Source organism: Paenibacillus sp. 01T442, from assembly GCF_056398345.1.
In genome coordinates this window covers 522,657-546,446 of record NZ_JBFTPF010000001.1, presented here as the reverse complement: position 1 = coordinate 546,446, position 23,790 = coordinate 522,657, and the positions used below count along the sequence as shown (strand labels likewise).

Sequence of the window (23,790 nt, the reverse complement as noted above, 5' to 3'; positions counted from 1 at the left end):
GACTTATGTGAAACAAAACATGTCTACACAAAGGGCTATCCAACTCTACCTTCTGGTGAACATTTTAATAAACTGGAAATCATTGCACACCTCCGATTGACGTTCTATTCGCTTCTAACTTTTCCTTATTTTAACATATGACAAGAGGTTTTGTCTGACTCTTCCCATTCAATCCTTGGAAAGCACAAAAAAAAGCTGGATCTATGATCACAGCTTCTTCATTCTTGCGTTTATCCGAAAGGAGAAATTAAACATATTGCAGGCAATACTTCAACAATTTTCATTCCAATATGGATACATTTTATAATTCGAACATTATCCGGTAAACAGGTTTACTTCTAATTTCATTTTACGCAATAAAAGCTAGTATTGCCCAAATGAATGCCATTTATACATGATAGGAAAAATTATTTCTTTTCCAGAATTGCAAAGTAATTTCCTTCGTCATCCGCGAAGTTAAACACTCTTCCCGTAGGCATTGTTACAAGGTCACCAACGGTAATGTCTTTCTCTTTGAATTCGGCATATAGGCTTTCAAGATCATCAGAGAAAAACAATAGCGAAGGCGTGTTCAGGTTTAGTTGCGGCTGCATTTGGGCAATAAGCTCTTTATTGTGGAGTATGATACTCGTTTGGGCATCATTCTTTGGAGCAATTTCGAACCATTTCATAGGCCCATGATTTTCTTCAGAAACAAAGATGAACCCCAATTTTTCCGTCCAAAATTTCAATGATGCGTCTTGATCATTCACATACAGCATAATTTGACCGACTTTAGTAATCATTGTCCATTCTCCGTCTCAAATAGATTTGGTAATTTTATGTCTACTTCACTGACACGTTAATTGTACAGAATATTACCCTTCACTTCAACTAACCTGTCCCATTTAACCATTTGGCATAACAGTGCCTTGGCTTCCCATTGTACATCGGGCGGGTAAATTGAAGGAGGAACCCTGCCGCTTCTAAATTATGTTTGCTCACCACATTGTCGGGATGAACAGTGGAATAGAGGTATCGGCTGCCGCATTCTCGGGCACGTTGTTCCCGTAATTCATGGAAATAGCGTTGCAATCCCCGGCCACGAACGGTTTCGTGGACAATCGTTGCATCGAGAATCGCTACGTAAGATAAATCTGACTCAGGTACCCCAAACTCCCTGCCCAAATTGCTTTCACTCGAACCAGGGAACGCCAGAATGGAATAAGCCATAAGCTCCCCAATTAGAAAAGCACCGTAGGTTTCACCTTTCTCCTCGATATGCGTGTTTAAGTACTGTTCATCGCCCATCGCGAAATGTTCTTGTGAAGCAAGACGAGACACAACATCAACCATAAGGGCATGAATAGCTGGAACATCCCTGTGCCCTAAACGGCGGATTTCCAAATTAGCTATATTTTGAACCAACATTAGGAAAGCTCCTTCATCTATGATGTTAATTATTTACTAGGCATAGGCCTTACTATTAGAAAAATAAGCAGAATCATCCCCATATAACCAAAGAGTGGGTATAAATACGTAAGAAGCGAAGTAAAACCAACCTGACTGATTAATAAACAGATCAGCAAAATAGCCAGAACTACCCAATTACGCGGCAAGGGATATTTACGCCCAATATGTCGGGTGATGCCGAACACATTTCCAATTAACGTCGTAACGATTTCCCCGTAAATAACGACGATGAATAGGACATGGAAGAACCGTCCAAAACCTCGTATAATTTCTGCCATCGGAATTTCAAAATTCAAAATCTCCGGCATCCGCGAATGTATCGCAAAATGACTGATCAATAGCATAACACCAAGCCCAATGCCACCCCACAGACCGCCCCACTTCAGTATGCTCTCATCCTGCACCTCACTACCTAACGGCACCAAGACCGCTTGAGCAAAGGCAAAATTTAAGGCGACATACGTAAGTGGACTCATGATCCATTTCAAATGGGAGCTTACTTCTTGTTCTTGCCAATTCGTCGCTTCCCCAATCCCATCTATGCCAACAACTCGGATGATCACAAGCACCATGAAAAAAAGCATCAACGGCATCACAAACGAATTAATTGCTAGAATCCCATGCATGTCTTTGTTCATGATCAAGTAGCATAGCAACATACTAATGATGACCCCAAATTGATAGGGCAGTCTCAGCTGCTCCTCGAAAATAGAGCCAGTCCCCGACATCATCACAGCGGTCACGCCGAATAAGATGATAAACGTCAAGGTATTCGCGACTCTGCCAAATAACTTGCCAAATAAATAATCGTTCAACTCCTGATAAGAAGATGCCTTAAGTCGATGCGCGAGGACCATCATTTTCGTCCCAATCCATATAAAAAAAGCCGTTGCAATCCCTATGCCAACTCCGCCGTAGGCTCCGTAGATGGTGAAGAAATGCATAATGGACTGCCCCGAGGCAAATCCCGCCCCCACCACAGTCCCCATATACGTTGCGGCGATTTGTAAAATCATGAGCGTTTTTGGCTTCATAGCTCCCCCATAGTCAAGCGGTATCTTGTACATCTCCATTGTATGTAAGAAGAGCTTGTATATGCCAGTTGACAGGAGCTAACTGTTGCTATTTACTAACTCACGAAGTAAACCATTTGGGCATACACTTTTTGAAGTTTTGATGATCATCTAACACAACCCGAATTCTACCCAACATGGATTCAAGTTGCTCGGGAACCACCTGCAGCGTCCAAGTTACTGTGGGGAAAATGATCATAGCCGTGTACAGCGCATACAAATGCCAGAACTCATCTGGAACAGTGCCATTAAAGTAACCTCGTATTTGCCCCCTGCAGAACGGGATACTAACCTCGCGGCTAAAGTAGGCGATTTTCAAAAAATCATGGTATGGGTCCCCCCAGTCGTATCGGTTAAAATCAATGACCCCCGCGTAGCTGCGATTGTGAATGAGTAGATTGCTCGTGTGAAAATCATCATGCTGAAAGCGATTGGGGCGATTGACCATGTAGTGCGCATTCTGATTAATAAAAGAGATGATCGCATCCTCTTCGGCAAGCTTAACTCCGCAATTGCGATAAGTTTCATATTGACGCATATGTTTTGAGAATCTATGTTTATACCAGTCTTCAACTATGTGAGGGGCAGGTATGTCATGCATGATACGCAGCTCTTCCCCAGCTTGTAGGCCAATTTGGTATTGTTCATCATCCGACAAGGAAGGCAAAATATCAAAAGCATCCTCCCCTTCCACATAGCTCAGCAGCATGTAACAAATATCTAGTGACTCGATCGCACCGAATTGTATGGGTTTCGAAGTTTTTACCCCGCGATCAAATACGTTAGCAATAACTTCAAGTTCTGATCGTTTTTTTTGCAGCTGCTTCAGTGGTGCCGTGCGTAATACATATTGAGGCGTTTCGCTATTTTCATATATGAAATACTTGCTGTCAAAGGAGAATCCTTTCGTAATCCGTGTAATTTCAGTCACGTTTTGCAGGGATGGTAGATGCTTCTGAAGATCAGATAAATTCATTGAAACGCTCCTTTGGTTGAGAAAATTTCACAATAAGACAATTTTATTCGGTTTCCAAAAATTACACAATACGATATAAAGATAGCCACTACCTTTTATGCCAGCAAGTTCTACGGGGGAATTAGCTGAGACTATTATACGAGTAAAAAACCACCCTCATCAGAGTCAGAGAGTGGTTTTCTTAAAATTATGCTAACACCATTCCTACTTTTTGCCTTTACCTTCTTTTTCTTCCTTACCTTTGCCCTTTGCCTCTTTGCCTTCTTTGCCCTCTTTGCCCTCTTTGCCTTCTTTGCCTTCTTTACCTTCTTTACCTTCTTTACCTTCTTTACCTTCTTTACCTTCTTTACCGCCTTTTCCCTCTTTTTGTTCTTTTCCCTTTGTTTCTTTCGTTTCTTTCGTTTCTTTCGTTTCCTTTGTTTCTTTCGTTTCCTTTGTTTCTTTTACTTCTTGTTCTTTATTACCATTCTCATTCTTGTGTTCACCGTGCTCATGGCCGTGTTTACCAGGACCTTTCCCTCCAGGCATATGCATTACCTCCTAATTTTATAGTTACATGGTCGGCGAATGGACGCTTTTAATATGTTGTATATTCGTATAAAAGGTCTTGCCTTCCGCTGTAATCATGTGAACGATATTGTTTTCAATTTCTTTAAGTAATCCTATCTTATTGGGGGTTCTCCCCAAGTCAAAAACGACTATTTTGCCTTCCAACTTTCTTAGTTGTTCCTCGAAGGAGCGTGATAGAGGCAAATCGGAAGGATTTACAGGAAAACAATTTTTATCTAGAAGGTAAGGTGTATGGTAGTCACTATACGGAATAAGCCATTTCAAATGGATTAATGGGATAAACATCGTTTTGTACACGGGGGAATAGAATTCGAAGTAATTTGTCATGATATGGGTAATGTAACCATGTACAGGCTGAAACCCCGAAACAAAAATTTCTGTAAATACACCCTTGGAATTCATCAACATTTTTCTATATGAAATTTTGTCACTATTGATTGGTTTTTCAGTAAGAGCGGAGAAGTCCGTTGAACTTTTTTTGGTATTCATACTGACATTTAGAATATGAAAAGAAGGAATATAAATATAGCGTTCTCCATTATATATAACTAGGATGTCTTGCCCCGCATCCACCAAAATGCCAGTGTGCCATTTATCACCTAGCAGTTCAACGTCAATTACCGCTCCTATCTTCTTCTGAAAAAGGTCCATCAATGTCACCTCCTTTCACTTAAATAACCAGCCCGTCCATGCATATAAACATAGAAGACTTATAAAAAGACCAATAGGAATGATCATAATCGTCACTTTGATATATTGGCTCCAAGTAAACCTTATCTGATGTTTTCTCAGAATATGCATCCATATCAGTGAAGCTAGCGTCCCCATCGGTAACAATAATGAACCGATATCTGCACCAATGACTGTCGCCAAATAGGCAGTATGCATAGTAAATGTGTCTAAACCCATATTTTGCAAAGATAAGGTACCAATCATAATTGAAGGTAGGTTATTAAACAAATTGGACATAGCAGTAAGCAAAATACCCATAACAAAAATGGCATTAAAGTGATTTTGGGCAACCGCTCCGCCAAGCCACTGTACGAGAAAATCCGTCAGACCTGAATTATGAAGCCCGTAAATGATGACATAAATACTGAAAGCGAAAATTAGAATGTGCCAGGGCGTTTTTACAATAATATCCTTGGGGCCAATCCCTTTACGTATCCACCTAACTATAATTAGAACAATTGCACCAATAATTGCTGGCCATTCCGTTGCAACCCCAAAGGGGGTCAGCAAGAAAAAGCTGCAACGAATTAGAATAACAACAAGGATGCAAATACGAAACAGTCCCCAATCAATATATCCTTTTTCCTCTGGATCTACCTTTAGGGGGTGAAATGTCGAAGAATTATTGTGTACAATCGTGCTTATTGAGTTGGACTGCAAGGTCATAATTTTCACAGGAATCTCGCGCTTAAAATATAAAAAAAGCAGATAGGTAATTGTAATAATCCCTGTCATGGCAGGTATGAACATCATTGTTGTATATGTGTTAAGATCTAAACCAACTGTTTTTAACGCAATCAGATTTGCTAGATTACTAACGCCGATAGGTGCGCTTGCTCCAGTAGCAACTAATGCGCCAGATACGAGATAAGGAATTTTTTGCCTAGTTTTTAAGTTCAGTATAGATAAGGTTTGGATGATAATCGGGGTTGTAATTAGGATGCTTCCGTCATTATTAAAAAACATGGTCATTAGAAAACATAATATATTAATGTACCAGAAGAGTGCTCGACCTGACCCTTTGGCCCGAACAGCCAAATTAATAGCTGCCCACCGAAAAATCCCAATGCTCTCCAAAACAATAGACATTACAATTGTTGATATAATGGTTATGCTAGCCCCACTCACAATGGAAGCGATGTGGTATACACCTGTAAGAGGAACAATTCCTAATGCCAGGAAAATCAAAGCACCAAGGGTTGTTGGAATAGATTCGTTAATACCGAATGGCCTCCAAATTATCAACAACGTAACGGTAAAAAAAACAATGAAGATTACCGCAGTTGTAATATCAAACATGTGCTTGCACCTCACAAGGGCTGGCAGATGATGGTCCAAGATTCAGAACAATGACAGGGAGGGTGAGAATTTTATATAATGTCGATCCAGCTAGGATTACAATGGTCAGCAAATTTCCCCCTCCTCCCACCTACTATAAAATTCAGAAATGGATTATTTTTTTTCGCTGCTATCTTGCTTTTGTTCCTTTTTTTCCTCTTGATTTTCTTTTTTAACACCATAAGATATGCTTTTAATATGAAAGTTAAAAATAGTGACCAATTCATGATTTACAACCATGGTAATAAAATCATCACTCGCATCAGCCATAACACCCTGAATACTTTCATGCCCTCCACGGTTAACTTGGCACCAAAGATTCTTCATACCTTTTAATAAGCTAACAAAATTGTCTGCTTCCATAATTTTCAATGTTGCAGGACTAGTCGGTGTAGCTGTCAAGTACTCCACAGCGTCCTTCGTATTTACTGTAAGACTCTTCAGATGACTTGTGTTGTAATAAATAAGTCCATCCTTCTCATTATAGATACCAACATAATCAAACCCTACTGCAACAATCTCACCTTGCCGAGACTCAGGGCCCCCACGATCAAGTCTTACTTGTTTTCCCATCAATACAGAATAATCAAATGCCATGGTAATCATTTCCCCCTTCAGGTAGTGGTTAGTTGTTCTTGCATGATGTATATATACGCACCTAGCAATGGTTTGTACTAAACGAATGCCCCGCCTCTGATAAACTCCACGTATATCACTAGAGGGTATTTGTACGTGGATATAAACATAGACCCCTCCAATCAATAGAGACACGTTTACACTTAAATAAACGTGTCTCATAAGTAACTGAGGGGATTATTATTTTCTTAGAATTACATATTTTTGATATTAGAAACGTCGGAAATACTGCTTAAGGCAACGACATATACGGTATCTCGCGTGGACAATACGACGATTCCTTCGATAAGTCCGATAACAGCCGCATTGGATACATCATTTAACTGTTCAGCTAACGTATTGAAATCAACTTTAGCCTTACCGACTAATGGCTTGAACAGGCCCATCATAGCTGAGCTTTCACTGTTATCGCTGCTTTCTTGATCATTCATCAACTTACTGTCGAAATCCCCCGTCCATATCTCTAGGCCAGCAATAAGATGTGTAGGTACGAAGTATTCTATTCCGTTACTTGTGAAATTTAATAGGTGGTTTTCGGCAGAAATAATCTTCGCATTCGAATATTTCCCATTAGAGTAGTCTAATGTGTGCAATTCTTTCAATTGTTTGTCCTTGAGTTGACTTAGAAGGTTTTGCATGCCATCCGCACCATGACAGCATTTGCAACCCCCGTTGTTAGACCTGTCATCCTGTTTACCTGGTCCTGGCGGTTTAGGTTTTGGTGGTCCTGGTGGCTTTGGTGGTCCTGGCGGCCCTGAGGATCCTGGAGGTCCTGCTGGCCCTTCTGGCCCTTTCGGTCCTTCTGGTCCTTCTGGTCCCTTCGGTCCTTCTGGTCCCTTCGGTCCTTTTGGTCCTTCTGGTCCCCTCGGTCCTTTTGGCCCTTCTGGCCCTGCTGGTCCTGCTGGTCCTGGCTGCCCCGCTGGCCCTGGTGGCCCTGGTGGCCCCGCTGGCCCTGGTGGCCCTGCTGGTCCTGCTGGTCCTGCTGATCCCCTTTCTCCCCTAGGGCATCGCTTACAATGATGTTTTTTGCATTTATGCCTTCTTTTTGCTTTGTGGCATGCTTTTTTATTCTTTCTCTTATGCTTTGTACAATGACCTGGGTCTTTTCGTTTGCCTAATATACAAAGTTCTTCCAAGCCACTATCTTGCGATTGGGAGATGTCTGCCTTTTCATTAACTTTGGATGGACTAAGTTTAGCAACAACTTTTTCAATACGAAACGGTTTCGTACCAAAAGCTTTAGGATTAAAAAATACTTGTGATCGATTAATCATGACGTACCTCTCCTTCCAGAAAATTAGGCATTAGTTACTAGAGAACATTTATCTATGTGGGTGTTTGCAATAACAGTGTATGAACCTATAAAATAGCCTGTTCTAGTGAAATAGCACATTTTGATACAATTTAAGAATTATAATTGATATTTAGAAGAAATACGGGCCATACCCTAGATCGCTCTCAATGACGTGACATATACATGCAGTATAAATATCGATTCATGTCATTTGTCAGGTAATATACGTGAAGTGTGATTAGTTACGATTCGACGAACAGGAGGTATCCCATGTTTATCATCTGTATACTTATTCTTTCGGGAATTGGCTTGTATGGTATATTAAAGCCTCCGACGGCGCTTTATGCTAGGTCGTTTAAAAATGATATAATTCCAGAACTTAATAGGAATAGTGCCCAGAATCCTAGCTTTTTGAAGGCACAACCTTTTAGGGAGACGGGTACTAATGACTTTGACTAGATGACCTAGTCTTGTTGATTTGGCAATTGAAATAAAAAATCCCCTACATAGGGGATTTTTTATCAGGGACAATTTTAATTAAATCTGGTCCGTTGGTTAAATAAAAAAAACTACCAACAATATGCGAATATCGCGATACTGTCGGCAGCACTTATAAGCTTCTATTCTAGCTTCATGTAATAAAGATTTGTAACATCCTCTTTGATAATGGTATGTGCGCCTGGCGCAAGTGAAACACTGACAATGCCATTGGTCATTGCATAACTTGTTCCGTCTATCTTAACTTTGAGTCCGTTTGCTGGATTAAACACTAATGTTAAAGTTTTAGCCGTTGTTGTGGTAAACCCAACACTGGTTGAGCTTTCCATTTTTAAACATTGCGTTAGTGTTAAACCATTATATACCACTGTTCCCTTACTTGTGGAGAGGTTCCCTACAATTGTGAAGTAGCTGCTTGTTTTGCCATCTGTCGTAAAGTTATGAACAAGGGATGTTCCCGGTGTAGACGTTGGTGTTGGTGTAGTTGTTGGCGCTGGTGTAGTTGTTGGTGTAGTTGTTGGTGTAGACGTTGGTGCTGGAGTACCCGTTGGCGGTGTTGAATTACCACCTACTGATACAAGTTGAGATGTGTAATTTAGTATTTTGGTCATCAGTGGTGAATTTAGGGTGGACGAAATGTCATCAACGGAATCAACAAAATCCCATGTGAAGTCTCCCTTATTTAGGCGTCCAGCTTCTGCGGTAACCACTTGTTCAACAGTGCTTACAGCATCAATATTCGCTACAGTTACTCCCGTATCTTTCAATGTATCAAAGTTATTATAAGCTGTTCCACCTACTAATGTTTTGTATGAACTGGGAACTGTTTCATTTCTAGATGAAGCTAAGTAGGCATCAAATGATGTTGCATTAGCTGGAGCTGTTCCTGCGTTGGAATTTGCATAAATGAGACTATTCGGATTATCAATTGTATTATTGTAGGCTTTTATCATGCCTCCTGCTTCACCGGAGAATGTGCCATTAGCAACACCATCTTTAATATCCGTTCCTTGTAAAGAAATCATGATTGGGTTATGAGCATTTCTCCAATAATTTGATTCTACAAAGGCATTACTTGCTGTTGTAGCACCCGTACCATATTTGGAGACGCCATCAAAGAAGTTATTATAGATATGAATAGATCCTGTTCGTATACGTGGATGACGAGAGTCTGAATGATCAAACCAGTTATGATGGAATGTTGCAAAGAATTCTGCCGAATCATCAAAACCGACTAGCGCTGCTTTTCCAGAATCCCAATAGTGATTGTATGAGATTGTAAGATACGTTGATCCTTTTTTCAGGTCAGTTGAACCATCGCCTTTTGCTTGGTCAGCATCTCCGCCTGCTTTTCCATATAAAATATCATTATTATGCACCMAAACATTCACATTACCTGTATCAAGTGAAACGCCATCGTCAGGAAATAACGCTATACCAAAGTTTCTTACTTCTACATTACCAACAGCTCTAAGTAAGAATCCCCATCCATACGCATAAGCATCCTGCCCAATACCTTCTAAGGTAATATTCATTTCCGCATAATTGGCGTTACCTTTTACTTGAAGAAATCCACTGCTGTTAAGCTGTCCACTCATGTTGGCATCTGTCACTTTTCCAATAAATCGGATGGCAAGTGGTGTCTTATCATACCCTTTTTGTCTTAGTGCCATAATTGCACCTAGACCAACACCTGTTGTTTTTGTACCTGAGCTGCTTGTTATCACATCAAGTGTTACTGTCTGCGCAGTCGCAGATGTTATATAAATAACTTGAGCACCATTCTTAAGTGTTCCATCATCATTATAAGCACCTGAACCTGTGCCGAATGGTGAGTCATTTGAAAAAGCAAAACCAGATCTGTCATGTGCCGTTACGGATAGCGTATTTGTAACCGTACTTTCTTTTGAACCATCTGACAGTACGGCTTCCACTTTCATTACATAATTTCCAGCTGCAAGCCCTACAGCATCAGCTCTCCATTTGGAAGGGTATTGTCGGATTAATTGCGTGTCCATTTGTTTATATTGCGAATCTGCAGCACTTGCAGGTTTAACATATACATTATAGCCTTGAGCATTGCTTACAGGTGACCATTCTACAAAGGCCGTCTCATTCCAGCCTCCACTGCCCGTAATCGAAACACCGATAGCATGTACGGCTTTACTCGCCACTCCACTTGCGATAATAGATAGCGCCAAAGCAAACAATAAAACATAACTCGTTACCTTTGAAACACTTTTTTTCAATGTAATTCCTCCCACGTAATATTGTTATAACGTATCAGAAACCGCTTACAAGTTTACGCATCCCCCCTTGCCTCATCCAAGCTCAGACTCAGCTTATCAGTTTGGAAAGAGGTTCCGAAACAATCATTTGCTCATATTTTCCATTTTTCTGAGCTAATGATTATTGGAGAGAAATATGATACTTCCTACAATTCTTCAAAATACTGGGATCCGTGCCCCCTACATTTTAGATAACACAATAGAAACAATGATTCCTGCGACAGGAATCCAAAATAGATAGGATTTTAAAAGTCTAACTAACCGATTGTTTTGCGTATCCAACATTTTTTTGTGATCATGATTCATTTGTAAATCGGTTAAAGCACCTGTGGCATTGGAAACATTGTTATAACTAGACATGCCTCCACTTCCCACAAAAAATATGAGGACGCTTATTACCAAAAAAATTAAAGAACCCATAAACAGATAATCAGAAGTCTGTTGCATTGTCACCACACTCCTATTGGTCAATACGGTATTCCAATCATTCACAACATACCATATTTTTCCTTAAATGACAAAGAAGACCCCAACAATAGGCTGAGGGTCTCTGTGCAATAGCAATAAGATCCAAAAGATCGACTTGCCACCGCATCCTTCCGGAGCGACGTTCACAATATCCTTGTTATCTACCGTCATCCTTCAGCGGCTTTCATTTTCGATCTTTATGATAATCTTCCCAAAGTGGAGCGATGTATTGTTCTAATGTTTTCACCACGTCATCTCTACGGCTCTCCTCGACATTGATAGTGTCATTTGCAATCTCATTTCTAATTCGTATGAGCACAAATAATGGAGGCAATGCTGCTTCACGAAGAGCTTTAATCATGATTTCTTCTTGTTGCGTAATCGTCATAACGTATCCTACTTCCTTTCAGGCAGATTTCTACTCGAGATAATCTCAGTATAAACGTTAACATTAGTGTCAGAGTCAAGAGGAGACAGGTATGTTAAAGCAGCAGTTGTGTTACACTGTTGGAAAATAGAGATAGAGGTGATTCATATGCGAAAAATCGCTGTCATTACCGGTGGAGGTCAGGGCATCGGACGAGCCATTGCACTTTCTTTTGCACAAAAAGGGTATGGCATATCCATAGCGGATATTCATCAAGATCGAGGATTAGAGACAATAGAGCTTCTGCGCCATTTTACGGATGATGCCCTCTTCATGAAGGTCGACGTTTCCAAGATTGAGGAGGTTGAGCAATGGATGGAACGTACGTCTTCCGTTTTGGGAAGCATCGATGTGTTGGTGAATAATGCAGGGATCATGCACAATACCGATGTATTGGAGCTTAGCGCTGAGCAGTTTCAGCGGGTCATTTCCGTAAATCTGGGAGGTACTTTTCACTGCTCACAGGCTGCAGCCCGCATCATGAAATCACAAGAAAGTGGCGGCGCCATCATTAATCTCTCGTCGACTAGAGCTGTTATGTCTGAGCCTAATACCGAGGCATATTCAGCCTCCAAGGGAGGCATCTCTGCACTGACCCATGCGATGGCCATCAGTTTAGGCGGCTACGGTATTCGTGTCAACGCGATATCTCCAGGGTGGATTGAAGTAAGGGATGAGGGCACCTTTTCCCACACGGAAGTGGATAAAAGCCAGCATCCAGTAGGCCGAGTAGGCAGGCCAGAAGATGTTGCAGAGGCTTGTCTTTATTTGGCTAGCGAGAAGGCTGGATTCATTACGGGCCAGAACTTGACGATAGATGGCGGTATGACCGTTAAAATGATGTACATAGAGGAATAACTGCCTAAATGCCTAACTGTCTATCTGCTTTCTAAATCGCTCCATGACAGGGAATGGATAACAAATTGGATATAGGTAATCCTAATCCCTAATAAAGGAAGGGGGGAGCAATTTGAAGGATGAGACAACATTCCCTCAAGAGCAAGAAGACTCACGCACGGCAGAATCCGAGTTTAATCACGATTACGATTTGATGCGTGCCTATGCCGATCAAATGAATGGCGAAGTCGAAGCTAGAGAAGATAGACTTGACTAACATTCTCCAGCTTGCTTCTCCAGGTACGCGCGAATGGAAGGATCCATACACAGTCCGATGGAACTGCCGTATGCGGTTCGAGCTTCTTCGAACCTCTTCATCCGCTTGAGCAAATGGGCGCTCAGTGCCCAATAAGGTTGATAGCTCTTGACTGCTTCGGTCGGCATTTTTTCCAGCAGTGCCATCCCCACTTCGGCCCCACGCGCCTCAGCAACGGCTGCCGCTCGGCCGACGATTGCGCCGATCGTTGGAGCGATACCCACGAGCCCCTCGTACAGCAACGCGATTGCTTCCCATTCCGTTCGGCCCGTCCAGGCACGCTGGGCATGCACGGATTGAATCGCCGCTTCAAGCTGGAACCGCCCGATGCGGTTCCCTTGCGCGGCAACACGAAGGCAATGCTCCGCTTCCTCAATCATCGTGATTGACCAACGGGAATAATCCTGTTCGGTTATCGGAACATAGTCACCTGCCTCATTGCGCCGCACATGGCGGCGTGCTTCGCAGTGCAGCATAAGCGCCATCAACCCCAACGCTTCCGGTTCCCCTGGCATAAACTGTAAGACCAATCTTCCCATGAAAATTGCTTCTTCGGCCAGTCCTTTCCGACGTGGATCTACGCCGACCACATCATCCCAGCCACTTCCATAAGCTGCATAGACAGCTTCAAGCACAGATTTAAGACGCTCTGGCCATTCGTCCTTTCCGGGCATGTCGAAAATAATAGCGTCGCTCTTCAGTTTCGCTTTCGCACGAGTAAGCCGCTGCCCCATCGTCGCAGGCTTAACAACGAAAGCAGAAGCAATGCGGGCTGCGTCAAGGCCAAGGACGGACTGGAGCATGAGCGGTGTGCGCACGGCTGGATCAATTTCGGGATGGGCGCAAATAAACAGCATCTTGAGCCGTTCATCAGGAAAAGACGCTTCGAGTTCGGGCCATTGCTGCGTAGTATTCGCCATCGCGATCAAAGTCTGCTCCGCACCGGCATGCACACGGGCATGCCGGGTACCGTCGATCAGTCGGCGCTGCGCAGCCGTTAGCAACCAGGCCTCCGGCTTATCTGGTACTCCGGTCGCAGGCCATGATTCTAGCGCGGCCAGAAAAGCGTCGGCAAGCGCATCCTCCGCTGCGGCTAGGTCACGCCAGCGCATAGCCAGAAAAGCAACCAGACGGCCGTAGGAATCACGGGCCGTCTGTTCAATCATTTGCTCAGCATGCATAGCGCTCATAGCGTAACCGGGTGCAAGTTAGGGCGGACTTCAACCGAGCTGCCGGGACACCGTGCCGCCCATTCCAATGCGGTATCCATATCCGGCACGTCGATAACCATCAAACCGCCAATATGCTCCTTGGTTTCGGTGATCGGCCCATCCTGAACCAACATTTCACCACCCCTGAAGGTAAGCGTAGTCGCGGTCTCCGGTGCCTGCAGACCTGCACCGTTTACAACAATGCCGGAATCGAGCATTGCTTTAACATAATGGGCCCAGCTTGCGGCATATGCCTCCTTGTGAATCGGATCATTTCGTTTGGCGAAATCCTCTGTCGTTTCATACATAAGCAGTGTGTAGTTCATGGTTATTGCTCCTCTCAACATTCATAATGGGGTTGTTTCATGACTTCACTATAATGACGATCCAGATCGATGAATTTCTACATCATGCAAAAATATTTTTGCACTATCACTAATCGTTCTCCTTATGTAATAAATCTTTCTTCTTCCTACTTATGTAAAAAAATAATACCACATATTAGGATAGTTCCGTAGGTGATTACAGTCTCGTATGTATCCATAATTCGAATCAACAACGGGCTACGAGTGGCGAAGGCCGCTTCTACAGTTGAAACACCTGATGCAATTTTCCTATGTGACAAGTCGTCTTATGATCCTTATGTATCACCTGAAAGTCGCATATGTCACAATTTGTTTACAATACATATATACACATGGTATTTACAGTAATGTATCAATAATTTATAATAGTCATAAATTGTCAGATATTTTAACTGTAAATGGCAAACTTATCGAAAGGTAAGGGCGCAAAGTTATGGGCCTAAAGCTTCGAAGCTATGGCTGCCAAACCGCCAGTTTGTGATAGTAAGCCTATCCCGAACACCTTGGGATAGGCTTTTTTATGCCTCTATCCCTACTGAAATTATCAAAAAATGTCGAAGAATGGGGGGATATTCACAGATTATAGCGTTTTATGTCAATACAAATAGCATCTAAGGAGTGCAGTTAAATTGAAGACCAAGAACTATTTCGGCAAAAATCTTTTATTCTCGATGTTGAATTTGCTAGTCATCGGGGTAGTGCTTATTTCCATCAGCGCTTATTTTCAGAATCAAATTTTAACAGATACTTTGAGAACGCAGACCCATAATATGACATCCGTGTGGGCACAAGGTATATCCTATAAAGACGTCCAGGGTGCACTACGTGATAAAAGCTATGAAGCAAGCGAGCAGCAACGATTAACCAAGCTATTTGATAGTTACACTGCCTTCAATGCCAATGTAGCGCAAGCTTACATATTTGGGGTTGAGTTAGCGGATGGGAATAAAACATCGTTGATTTCGTTCCCGAGTCACGTTGTTAAAGCTTTTAAAGAAGCAGGTTTGAACATCGGAGATATGTATGAGCAACCGAAAGGGATCGTCAACGGTTTGAAAGACATGTTGAAAACCAAAACCGAGACCTTCACTTCTTACTATAAAGATGATTACGGCACTTGGGTCAGCGTTCTTTACCCAATTATTGACGATAGTGGCAATGTTGCAGCTTACTTTGGCGTGGATGTAGACGCAAAAGTGATTCCCGATGCTCAAAAGTCGTTCCTCCTGAGTTCGATCATTTTACTCTTAATCGCCTTGGTGATTTGCAACGGGGCGCAATATTGGGTGGCAAGAAGAACGCTTATGCCGATCAACCAATTAATGCGTGGAATTGAACAAGCCTCTATCGGAAAGTTCAATTTCACATTGGAGGAAAACGGCGGTTTCGGCGAATTAAATCAAAAATTCAATATGATGCTTTCTAATATTCGTGAAATATTATCAAGTATTAAACAAACAGCTTCCAGTGTATCCGACGCTTCCAACGAACTGTTCAGCATCACTGAAGACAATCGTCACAGCATTGAGCTGATCACAACAGAAATCAGAGACATGAATACGCATGTCGACCAGCAAAAAAATTCTACAGAAGAATGCGGACGATCAGTTGAAGAAATTGCAGCTTCTTTGCAAGTCATCGCTCAAAACGCGACCGAAGTTGCCAATGCTTCTCATGCTATGAAAAATCTATCCGAAGAAGGCAATATGGCCGCTCAGACGATATCGGATCAAATGGGTCGCATCAATACGAACTCGATTTCTACCGCAGGCACGATCAAGCTCCTTGAATCGAAATCGGAGGAGATAGGTAATATTCTCAATCTCATTAAAGACCTAACTGCGCAAACCAATCTACTTGCTTTAAACGCAAGTATTGAGGCCGCTCGAGCTGGCGAACATGGCAGAGGTTTTGCAATTGTAGCCGCTGAGGTTCGTAAGCTTGCTGATCAATCGAAAAATTCGACAAGTCAGATTGAAACTCTTGTTGCCGACATTCAATCGGAAACACAAAACACAGTTACGTTCGTGACGCAAGGTACAAATGAAACCCAAAAAGGGATGGAAATTGCCAAAAGCACAGGTGAATCCTTTACTAATATTCTCGACGCATCGCAGGTCGTATCTAATCAGGTTCTAGATATTTCATCCGCTACACAAGAAATGTCTGCTAGTACAGAGCAGGTGACTGCCATGATGGGCGAATTGGGTGGTATTTCCAGAAAAACAGCACAAAGTACAAACAAAATTATGGATTCGGTTCTGACTCAGGAATCTTCCTTACAAAGCATTTCAACTTTCGCTAGCAAGCTCTCCACGGTTGCAGAGGAATTGAGCGATATGGTAGGTAAATTTGAAATAGAGATGAAATAAATGGTTAGGAATTCCGGATTACACAACGTTTGTCGTTGTGTAATCCGTTCCAATAACATAGTTCAAACATAGAGGAGAGAGACTATGCTTAATTTCGTCACAGAAATACCGTCCATTTACAGCCAAATCAACAATACGTACGAAGCCTACCCAGCAACAGAAACGATATCATCCATCTTTCGGCGCGTAGCAACGAGGTATGCAAGTAAATCAGCAATCTCTCACGGTAACAATGAAATTCTTTACGCAGATTTGTTCAAAAAGAGCGCTCAGGTTGCGAACGCATTGACCAATGCCGGCTGCCGCAAAGGTGATTTTGTCGGTATTTATATGGAGCGCAGTCCCGAAACCGTCATTTCCATTCTTGGGATATTGCGAATGGGCGGCATTTATGTCCCCATTGACCCGGAACATCCTATCGAACGCAATCGGTATATTGTACAAAATGCTAGTTGCAAACAACTCATTATGAAGATGAGCCACCTCGAAAGCGCTGCAGAGTTATGTCTTACGTTAGGTGTCGATACCCCCATTTCGATAGAGAATTGTTTGGAGAAAGACGAGACCAGTTTCGAGGATGCAAACATCACTCCGGATGATTTGGCGTATGTGATTTACACTTCAGGTTCCACCKGGAATCCAAAAGGTACACTGATCGCTCACCGAGGAGTCGTGAATCTCTGGAATACGTTCACCAAACAATTGGAAATTTCAAGCGTAGACGTACTCACTCAGTTTTCTACATTTAGTTTTGACGCTTCCATTTTGGATACGTTTAACTGCTTGCTCAATGGTGCAACTCTCGTCATTTTAACGAAGGAAGAGCAATTGACGCCTGAGCTTTTTTTGTCGCTTCTTGAAAGCAAAAAAATTACTATCATTGGTTGTATTCCCACATCTGTATTTAATCGCCTATCCGAAACAACTATTTCCAGCCCCAAATCTATGTGGCAGACTGTAAGAAACATTACCGTAGGCGGGGAAGCACTACTCTCCGACCATGTACGCAAGTTCCAAGACAAGTTTGGCATGGATATCGTCATTTTTAACGCTTATGGACCAACAGAGTGCACCGTCGTTACAACGACCTTCAAGATAACGGACTATTGGAACAGCAATTCGATAACTGTCCCTATTGGCTCCCCAATCGGCAATTACAAAATTTATGTAGTTAAAGCTGACGGGACGCTTGCCGAAGTCGGCGAAGAAGGAGAGCTTTTCATTGAAACCTTTGCCCTCGCCAAAGGATATTTGAATCTCCCTGACAAAACGAACGAAGTTTTCATTCCTAACCCGTTCAGCAGCGCTCCTAACTCCAAAGTTTATAAATCGGGCGATATCGTCAAAGTGCTATCCGATGGCAATCTCGAATTTCAATACCGTAAAGACGGACAATTAAAACTACGTGGCTTCCGCATTGAAATTGGAGAAATTGAGAACGCTTTGTCCAAGCACCCTTCCGTTCTCGATGCAGCCGTAGTTGCTATCCAAGATAACAATACAGTAAAGCATCTTTCTTGCTTCTACTCCTCAAAATCCCGTGTATCCAGCGCTGAGTTGCGCGAGCATTTAAAATCGTACGTTCCCTATTATATGATTCCTAGCTTTTTTTATAGCCTGAAGGAAATACCGCTCTCGCCAACAGGCAAAGTAGACAGAAAAAAGCTGCTCGCCATGGATAACATCGATCTTGCGGAGACGAATATTCCTTATGAAGAGCCGGTTGGCGAATTAGAGTGTGCCATTGCATCCGTGTGGTCTGAAATTTTAGGACTTGCGCGAGTCAGTCGCAACGAAAGTTTCTTCGAGATCGGTGGAGACTCTCTAGGGGTTATGGCGGTTTTATCGAGTCTAAAGCTGGATTACCTCAACTTGCGGATGAACAATTTGTATGAACATCCAACGGTGAAAGATTTGGCTGCCTATATTTCTACGTTATCCACCGATACTGACGAAGCTAAAGAAACGCCTGTCACCGAGTACAAAACACTTAGGGAGCTGCCGCTTCTTCCAAAGGTGGAGATGAATGGCCAAGACGGTTTAGGTTCGGACATCTTGCTAACTGGGGCAACAGGGTATTTGGGTTCACATCTGATATATGAGTTGTTAACAACCACTGAAGCCAACCTCCACCTGCTGGTTCGCCCCAAATTTGGCCATAACGGAATTTCCCGGGTTTGGGAAACCTTGGACTCCTATTGGGGTCAAACGTTTTTTGCCAAGTATACGAACAGGATTTTCGTACTCGAGGGTGATTTGGTGAATGCTGACTTAGGCTTAGGCGCCGAAGAACGCAAGTTTGTTTCTACTAAAATTACTTCTATTATCCATGCTGGTGCGGATGTTAGACATTTTGGCAGTATGGATGATTTTCATGCAACCAATGTGATTGGCACTCAAAACCTGCTGAAATTGGTATACGATAGGCCGACTGTCCCCTTCCACTTCATTTCTACAATAGGAATACCAGAAGATATGGCATCATCAGGATATTGGGAAACGGTATCGCAAAATTTCCAGGAGTTTTATAGCTTAAAATTGGAAAATGTATATACAAACAGTAAACTTTTAGCAGAAAAATGTGTCATTGAAGCCATTAGTGGGGGGCTGCCATGTTCGATATATCGAGCAGGCAATTTGTCGTGCCACAGCGTGACCGGTCGCTTTCAAAAAAATATCCACGAAAACTATTTCTATCGTATGATCAAGGCATTCCTGCTTTTAGGTAAAGCACCTGTCGTAGACGCACATATGGATATTTCCCCCATCGACTTTGCAAGCAGCTTTATGGTTTCCTTAATGAAGCAGCGTACATTCGCTGAAATCTATCACATTTGTAATCCGGTTCAAGCACATTATGATGCATTCATTGAAGCGCTGAGAGAACTAGGGTATGCCATTGACCTCTTACCGCAAAAAGAGTTCGAAAAGTGGGTCATCACAACAGGCAACAACATCAGTAAGGAAGCCGTTCAATTAGCCATTCCTTTACTGGAAGGCGACGGAGTTAGAACCTCACCGTACGTTTATGGCTGCGAGAGCTCCATTCAGAGAGCTGGTTCCTTAACTCCCCTGCCAAGCTTGAGGAATTTGGTAGCCGCATTGGTAGAGCATGGAGTTGATCGTGGATATTTCCCCAAACCGTAGCAACTAACATCAAATTGTGCTCAGCCCTTCCTATTCCTAATTGAATGAAATCCAATCTATTTACCATGCAGACCCTCAGCAACGTGCTGAGGGTCTACGTTTATTTCATAAAAGGGGGAGCGACTTTTATTATAAAGGTGCTATACTTGAATCCGTTATTTATTACCATGTAACCTTCTTGCTACCTAACCGATCTAATATATACGTAACGTTACGAACATACTACAATTACTAGTCAAGAAAGCAGGTAAACCTTTGCAATTAGATCCTATTGTCATCAAAGCCAAAGCTGGGGACCCTGAAGCATTCATGCAGTTGATGCAAGAGATAGAATTACCTTTATATAGAACTGCAAGGTCCATCGTCAACAAAGACGAAGATTGTGCAGATGCCCTGCAGGAGACGATGCTTAAAGCCTTTAAGTCCATCCATACACTCAGAGAGCCCGCTTTTTTCAAAACGTGGATCTTCCGAATTCTGATTAATGAATGCAACAAAATGGTCAAAAGCAGCTCAAGAGCCCTCCCTTCCGGAGAGCTTCCCGACGTCCCTTCCACTTCCAAGGATTATGAGAAAATCGAATTATGGGATGCCGTTCAACATCTTGAGGAGAACCTACGGATTGTCATTCTCCTTCATTACCTACAGGACATGCCGATCAGTGAAATTTCCAACATTCTCGAAATTTCTACGGTAGCGGTGAAGACCCGGCTGCATCGCGCCCGTAAAAAGCTAAAGCATTCATCTCAAATCAATCAAGAAAAGGGAGTTGCGACATCGTGAACACTAAGTTAGAAGAACAATTAAGGAACTGCCAAAGCCTACTTCCCGATCAGTTATCTGATATTGCCCGCTCCAAGCTGAATGAGACTTACCAAATCATCAGGGAAACCGATAATTCCATTTTCCCCATTCAGAGAAAGAGAGATGTATCAAGAACTTTTAATAAATGGTGGGTTTCCACTACAGCCGCTGCAATCCTGGGAGTTACACTCCTTGCTTCCGGCTTTGTATCGCCCGCAATGGCTGATGCACTCAAGCAAATTCCGGTTCTAGGACAAATCTATTCATTATGGGGCGAAAAAAACGGAGATCCCGGTCTTCAACAAGCAGAAGATTTCATAACAAACGTAAACCAAAGCGTAACCCATGGCAAGGTGACTATGAATATTCCAACTTTATTATTTGACGGGACTCGAATTCTTATGAACGTAACCACTCCTGGAAACCTTCTAGCTTTAGAGCCCAATTCACCGCCTTCTGATGCCAATAAAGGGGCGTTAGATAAGTTTGAGGTCCTTTATAAAGGCCAACCTCTGAACTGGGGTTACGAATTCATGGACGGTGAGACTGCTTCCAGCCTAGTCGTTCAAGTTACCAGCGCTACTAGCACTAACCAGACTGTCCAGTTCCCTGATCAGTTTGACTTGACTGTAAATGTAACGTTAAAGGGTTACGATGTCCCGTTCCAATTCGTTCTGCCTGTTGCAAAATCAACGCCTGCTACCGTTCTAACTTCAGAGGAGATCAAGCATCATGATAACATTAACTTGCAGAACAGTAAGCTGGAAATCACCCCAATCACAACGCAGTTATCCGTTGCGTACAGAACCAAACCGGGCCAGAGCATAGAAGAAATGCTCGCTTCTATCCCTTCGAAATACAAGGGTGCTAACGGGGGCATCATCGCTCTTCAGTATGACATTGTGGATGAACATGGCGTTCAACTGAAGCCCATCGGTTCTCACCACATTAGCGAATCTTATACTATTCTCTTTGAACCTTTCAAGACTCTACCGCGTACCGTAACCATCAAACCGTACTTAGTCGTATCCGAAGGTCAAGCCCCAGCTGGGGTTATAGGTCGGTGGGAAGACAAAAATATAGTCAAGGAATACATCCCTGAGCTAGAGACTGTACTTTCGGTGCAATAGTTCATCTGTAAAAAGGGTATGCAAACCTACTAAAGACGGAGCACGCAATCCTCCCTTTACTTTTAAAAGCAAAAAAGAGACCCACAGCAACGGGCCGCGGGTCTAAGTTTTATATTTTAAAAGGGGGTCGTCTTTTATTATAATCCCGAATGATTAATGCAAGATGAAAATAAGATTTCAATCATGTAACAAATATTTACTTTTTTATACGAATTTGAATTGGCTAGCGCCTTTTTAAGATGTCTTCTACTTTGGCTTTCATAGATTGAATCGTTGTTTTCCTATATTGAATACCTAGCCGGATGACCTTCAATTGCTGTCTTCGGGATAGCGTTCGGAAACGTGGTTCTTGCTTTAAAAATTTACGAATAATCGTCCAACTGTTGATTTCAAACCGGTTTGGTTTTAGGTAAGGAACTTCATAAGGCATTTGTCGTTTTCGAAATCGATTGACAAGATTTCCAAAGTTAGCTGAAATCTTACTTTCATCTACAAGACACACAGCCCGATTTTTATTTGTGTGCTTTTGGAGGAAAGCGAAATGATGGTGTCCGTCTTGAATAATATATCCACCATCTTTCTTGCTTTTTTGCACAATTAACAATTGCATAAGGTCCTGTGCCACTTTTTTTAACTCCTTCTTACGTGGCGAGGTCTTCGTATCGGTACTTTCCTGCTTAATCTTACTTAGAGGTATATATTGCACAGTATATCTCAACGCTACCCCTCCTCAACACCGCTGATTAATGTAATGTATTCCAACTTAGTACAGTGTATGTATGTTAGCGTATTGGAGGTTCATACTTTCATTGGCAAGTCTGATCCTATGGCTATGAATAGCTTGGCCTTCTAGCTATTCACCCACACCGAGTCTTTTGGTCCCACATATATTGTGAGAACAGACCAATCGAATTGAGGGAGTGATAGCTATGCCCGGAATGCTACGGACAGTCAAAGGAACGACCACCCTTTTTGCAACAGCAAGTATAAAATCCAAGCAAGAAGTTGCTTGAGCGCGCAGACAGTTTGCCTCATTAGCTGTTTGCCGACATAGCATTTCTATCCAAAGAAGCCACTCCATTGACAGGAGTGGCTTTGTCTTTATATGCTGCTATATTCCTTTGAATAACATACATAATATTCATGCTTCGCGGCTGTTACGGGCCGACCAACACGCCATGAATGAATTTCTCTAATACTTCGACATCCGTTATGTTCTTGTTGCAAACCTCGCTATTCACGCACAAATAATTACCTATGGCCCTGTAATAATCTGGCGATGCACCTTCCGGTTTCCACTTCGTCACAGCAGTGAAAAGCGCGATCTCCGTATGCCGATTGCACACAAAGCAAACGCCTTTCTTATTAGTCGGCGTATACTTCCCTTCAATGCCGATTAGCTTTCCGTTCAAATCATAAACAATGAATAATTTATTCGTTGCAATATCGGTCCAGCCCAGGTATGTCGCGAATCTATAAGTGATACCTTTAAGATCAGGTATTTTCAGTTTCTTGTGCTTAGGGAAAAGTTTCTTTATTTGATTCTCCGTCACATGCGCATATTCCTCCGCTAAATAAGGCTCCAAGGCATGCAGATATCGCTGAAAGTCCGCAGTGGTTTGTAGCTGTTTCAGGTTCACAAGCAATTGTTTTTGCAAATCAGTTAGATCCGAAAACAATCCGCCTATCTTGACTTCTGTATCATTGCGAACCGCTTCGACCACTTTCAAATTGGTAACGGAATTACAGGCATTTTGTAACTGACCGATCAGTTTCTTAATCTCGTTGTATTGATGGTTTCTAATGAATGGTTGACTCATAGCTTTCAGCCCCTTATTTTTGATGAAAATAAAATA

The 23,790-nt window shown here is 42.4% G+C and carries 23 protein-coding genes, 1 pseudogene and 1 riboswitch; of the genes and pseudogenes, 7 read left to right on the top strand and 17 right to left on the bottom strand.

Annotation, left to right across the window (positions count from 1 at the left end):
- Positions 1-407: 407 nt before the first annotated feature.
- The 9 genes from AC1DLM_RS02340 to AC1DLM_RS02300 form a co-directional block, all read right to left on the bottom strand.
- The gene (locus AC1DLM_RS02340) at positions 408-785 is read right to left on the bottom strand and encodes a VOC family protein (RefSeq protein ID WP_477568966.1); all 378 of its coding nucleotides are present in this window, start codon (positions 783-785) and stop codon (positions 408-410) included.
- Between the two features lie 88 nt (positions 786-873).
- Positions 874-1,410: a GNAT family N-acetyltransferase gene (locus tag AC1DLM_RS02335; RefSeq protein WP_477568965.1), complete on the bottom strand. Its 537-nt coding sequence runs from the start codon at positions 1,408-1,410 to the stop codon at positions 874-876.
- 29 nt (positions 1,411-1,439) lie between these two features.
- A complete protein-coding gene (locus tag AC1DLM_RS02330; RefSeq protein ID WP_477568964.1) occupies positions 1,440-2,486 on the bottom strand; it encodes a YkvI family membrane protein in 1,047 nt (348 codons plus the stop codon).
- Between the two features lie 100 nt (positions 2,487-2,586).
- On the bottom strand, positions 2,587-3,501 hold the full coding sequence (locus tag AC1DLM_RS02325; protein WP_477568963.1) for an aminoglycoside phosphotransferase family protein: 915 nt from the start codon (positions 3,499-3,501) through the stop codon (positions 2,587-2,589).
- Between the two features lie 204 nt (positions 3,502-3,705).
- Positions 3,706-4,029, bottom strand: a complete 324-nt coding sequence (locus AC1DLM_RS02320; protein WP_477568962.1) for a hypothetical protein — start codon at positions 4,027-4,029, stop codon at positions 3,706-3,708.
- Between the two features lie 24 nt (positions 4,030-4,053).
- Positions 4,054-4,722 carry a DUF2642 domain-containing protein gene (locus AC1DLM_RS02315; protein WP_441991405.1) on the bottom strand — a complete coding sequence of 223 codons (669 nt, stop codon included), beginning with the start codon at positions 4,720-4,722 and terminating at the stop codon, positions 4,054-4,056.
- A 15-nt stretch (positions 4,723-4,737) separates the two neighbouring features.
- A complete protein-coding gene (locus AC1DLM_RS02310; protein WP_477568961.1) occupies positions 4,738-6,102 on the bottom strand; it encodes an arsenic transporter in 1,365 nt (454 codons plus the stop codon).
- 153 nt (positions 6,103-6,255) lie between these two features.
- Positions 6,256-6,738 carry a spore coat protein gene (locus AC1DLM_RS02305; RefSeq protein ID WP_477568960.1) on the bottom strand — a complete coding sequence of 161 codons (483 nt, stop codon included), beginning with the start codon at positions 6,736-6,738 and terminating at the stop codon, positions 6,256-6,258.
- Between the two features lie 233 nt (positions 6,739-6,971).
- A complete protein-coding gene (locus tag AC1DLM_RS02300) occupies positions 6,972-7,415 on the bottom strand; it encodes a hypothetical protein (protein ID WP_477568959.1) in 444 nt (147 codons plus the stop codon).
- 80 nt (positions 7,416-7,495) lie between these two features.
- Between AC1DLM_RS02300 and AC1DLM_RS02295 the strand changes: the two genes are divergently transcribed.
- On the top strand, positions 7,496-7,780 hold the full coding sequence (locus AC1DLM_RS02295; RefSeq protein WP_477568958.1) for a hypothetical protein: 285 nt from the start codon (positions 7,496-7,498) through the stop codon (positions 7,778-7,780).
- Between the two features lie 911 nt (positions 7,781-8,691).
- Here the strand turns inward: AC1DLM_RS02295 and AC1DLM_RS02290 are convergent.
- From AC1DLM_RS02290 to AC1DLM_RS02280, 3 genes are all read right to left on the bottom strand, one after another.
- On the bottom strand, positions 8,692-10,818 hold the full coding sequence (locus AC1DLM_RS02290; protein WP_477568957.1) for a pectate lyase family protein: 2,127 nt from the start codon (positions 10,816-10,818) through the stop codon (positions 8,692-8,694).
- 219 nt (positions 10,819-11,037) lie between these two features.
- A complete protein-coding gene (locus tag AC1DLM_RS02285; RefSeq protein WP_477568956.1) occupies positions 11,038-11,304 on the bottom strand; it encodes a hypothetical protein in 267 nt (88 codons plus the stop codon).
- A 205-nt stretch (positions 11,305-11,509) separates the two neighbouring features.
- Positions 11,510-11,713 carry a hypothetical protein gene (locus AC1DLM_RS02280; RefSeq protein WP_441991399.1) on the bottom strand — a complete coding sequence of 68 codons (204 nt, stop codon included), beginning with the start codon at positions 11,711-11,713 and terminating at the stop codon, positions 11,510-11,512.
- A 147-nt stretch (positions 11,714-11,860) separates the two neighbouring features.
- Here AC1DLM_RS02280 and AC1DLM_RS02275 point away from each other — a divergent pair, with 147 nt between their 5' ends.
- Positions 11,861-12,610, top strand: coding sequence for an SDR family NAD(P)-dependent oxidoreductase (locus tag AC1DLM_RS02275; protein WP_477568955.1), 750 nt, complete (start codon positions 11,861-11,863; stop codon positions 12,608-12,610).
- A 112-nt stretch (positions 12,611-12,722) separates the two neighbouring features.
- The gene (locus tag AC1DLM_RS02270; RefSeq protein ID WP_477568954.1) at positions 12,723-12,866 is read left to right on the top strand and encodes a hypothetical protein; all 144 of its coding nucleotides are present in this window, start codon (positions 12,723-12,725) and stop codon (positions 12,864-12,866) included.
- Here the strand turns inward: AC1DLM_RS02270 and AC1DLM_RS02265 are convergent.
- The 3 genes and pseudogenes from AC1DLM_RS02265 to AC1DLM_RS02255 form a co-directional block, all read right to left on the bottom strand.
- Entirely contained in the window at positions 12,863-13,762 is a 900-nt protein-coding gene (locus AC1DLM_RS02265) for an RNA polymerase sigma factor (RefSeq protein ID WP_477569064.1), read from the bottom strand. The genes AC1DLM_RS02270 and AC1DLM_RS02265 overlap by 4 nt on opposite strands.
- 111 nt (positions 13,763-13,873) lie before the next feature.
- Positions 13,874-14,071: pseudogene (locus tag AC1DLM_RS02260) on the bottom strand (sigma factor); the annotation flags it as partial.
- A gap of 20 nt (positions 14,072-14,091) precedes the next feature.
- Positions 14,092-14,442 carry a YciI family protein gene (locus tag AC1DLM_RS02255; protein WP_477568953.1) on the bottom strand — a complete coding sequence of 117 codons (351 nt, stop codon included), beginning with the start codon at positions 14,440-14,442 and terminating at the stop codon, positions 14,092-14,094.
- 429 nt (positions 14,443-14,871) lie between these two features.
- Positions 14,872-14,956, top strand: a riboswitch (cyclic di-GMP riboswitch).
- 154 nt (positions 14,957-15,110) lie between these two features.
- Here AC1DLM_RS02255 and AC1DLM_RS02250 point away from each other — a divergent pair.
- The 4 genes from AC1DLM_RS02250 to AC1DLM_RS02235 all read left to right on the top strand — a co-directional run bounded on the left by AC1DLM_RS02250 (position 15,111) and on the right by AC1DLM_RS02235 (position 21,934).
- Positions 15,111-16,853, top strand: a complete 1,743-nt coding sequence (locus AC1DLM_RS02250; protein ID WP_477568952.1) for a methyl-accepting chemotaxis protein — start codon at positions 15,111-15,113, stop codon at positions 16,851-16,853.
- Positions 16,854-16,937: 84 nt separating this feature from the next.
- Positions 16,938-20,000, top strand: a complete 3,063-nt coding sequence (locus tag AC1DLM_RS02245; RefSeq protein ID WP_477568951.1) for an amino acid adenylation domain-containing protein — start codon at positions 16,938-16,940, stop codon at positions 19,998-20,000.
- 255 nt (positions 20,001-20,255) lie between these two features.
- Positions 20,256-20,783, top strand: a complete 528-nt coding sequence (locus AC1DLM_RS02240) for an RNA polymerase sigma factor (protein WP_477568950.1) — start codon at positions 20,256-20,258, stop codon at positions 20,781-20,783.
- A complete protein-coding gene (locus AC1DLM_RS02235; protein WP_477568949.1) occupies positions 20,780-21,934 on the top strand; it encodes a DUF4179 domain-containing protein in 1,155 nt (384 codons plus the stop codon). The genes AC1DLM_RS02240 and AC1DLM_RS02235 overlap by 4 nt, the downstream gene beginning before the upstream one ends.
- Positions 21,935-22,157: 223 nt before the next feature.
- Here AC1DLM_RS02235 and AC1DLM_RS02230 read toward each other — a convergent pair whose 3' ends face one another.
- Together AC1DLM_RS02230 and AC1DLM_RS02225 are read right to left on the bottom strand one after the other, a co-directional pair.
- On the bottom strand, positions 22,158-22,652 hold the full coding sequence (locus AC1DLM_RS02230) for a hypothetical protein (protein ID WP_477568948.1): 495 nt from the start codon (positions 22,650-22,652) through the stop codon (positions 22,158-22,160).
- 439 nt (positions 22,653-23,091) lie between these two features.
- A complete protein-coding gene (locus AC1DLM_RS02225) occupies positions 23,092-23,754 on the bottom strand; it encodes a FusB/FusC family EF-G-binding protein (RefSeq protein WP_477568947.1) in 663 nt (220 codons plus the stop codon).
- Positions 23,755-23,790 lie beyond the last annotated feature (36 nt).

Bases quoted from the DNA above. Each gene is read 5' to 3' on its own strand.
- AC1DLM_RS02275 (WP_477568955.1), top strand. From the start codon at position 11,861: ATGCGAAAAATCGCTGTCATTACCGGTGGAGGTCAGGGCATCGGACGA.
- AC1DLM_RS02225 (WP_477568947.1), bottom strand. From the start codon at position 23,754: ATGAGTCAACCATTCATTAGAAACCATCAATACAACGAGATTAAGAAA.
- AC1DLM_RS02315 (WP_441991405.1), bottom strand. From the start codon at position 4,722: ATGGACCTTTTTCAGAAGAAGATAGGAGCGGTAATTGACGTTGAACTG.
- AC1DLM_RS02330 (WP_477568964.1), bottom strand. From the start codon at position 2,486: ATGAAGCCAAAAACGCTCATGATTTTACAAATCGCCGCAACGTATATG.
- AC1DLM_RS02335 (WP_477568965.1), bottom strand. From the start codon at position 1,410: ATGTTGGTTCAAAATATAGCTAATTTGGAAATCCGCCGTTTAGGGCAC.
- AC1DLM_RS02265 (WP_477569064.1), bottom strand. From the start codon at position 13,762: ATGCTGTTTATTTGCGCCCATCCCGAAATTGATCCAGCCGTGCGCACA.
- AC1DLM_RS02255 (WP_477568953.1), bottom strand. From the start codon at position 14,442: ATGAACTACACACTGCTTATGTATGAAACGACAGAGGATTTCGCCAAA.
- AC1DLM_RS02310 (WP_477568961.1), bottom strand. From the start codon at position 6,102: ATGTTTGATATTACAACTGCGGTAATCTTCATTGTTTTTTTTACCGTT.
- AC1DLM_RS02300 (WP_477568959.1), bottom strand. From the start codon at position 7,415: ATGCAAAACCTTCTAAGTCAACTCAAGGACAAACAATTGAAAGAATTG.
- AC1DLM_RS02280 (WP_441991399.1), bottom strand. From the start codon at position 11,713: ATGACGATTACGCAACAAGAAGAAATCATGATTAAAGCTCTTCGTGAA.
- AC1DLM_RS02325 (WP_477568963.1), bottom strand. From the start codon at position 3,501: ATGAATTTATCTGATCTTCAGAAGCATCTACCATCCCTGCAAAACGTG.
- AC1DLM_RS02305 (WP_477568960.1), bottom strand. From the start codon at position 6,738: ATGGCATTTGATTATTCTGTATTGATGGGAAAACAAGTAAGACTTGAT.
- AC1DLM_RS02340 (WP_477568966.1), bottom strand. From the start codon at position 785: ATGATTACTAAAGTCGGTCAAATTATGCTGTATGTGAATGATCAAGAC.
- AC1DLM_RS02285 (WP_477568956.1), bottom strand. From the start codon at position 11,304: ATGCAACAGACTTCTGATTATCTGTTTATGGGTTCTTTAATTTTTTTG.
- AC1DLM_RS02320 (WP_477568962.1), bottom strand. From the start codon at position 4,029: ATGCCTGGAGGGAAAGGTCCTGGTAAACACGGCCATGAGCACGGTGAA.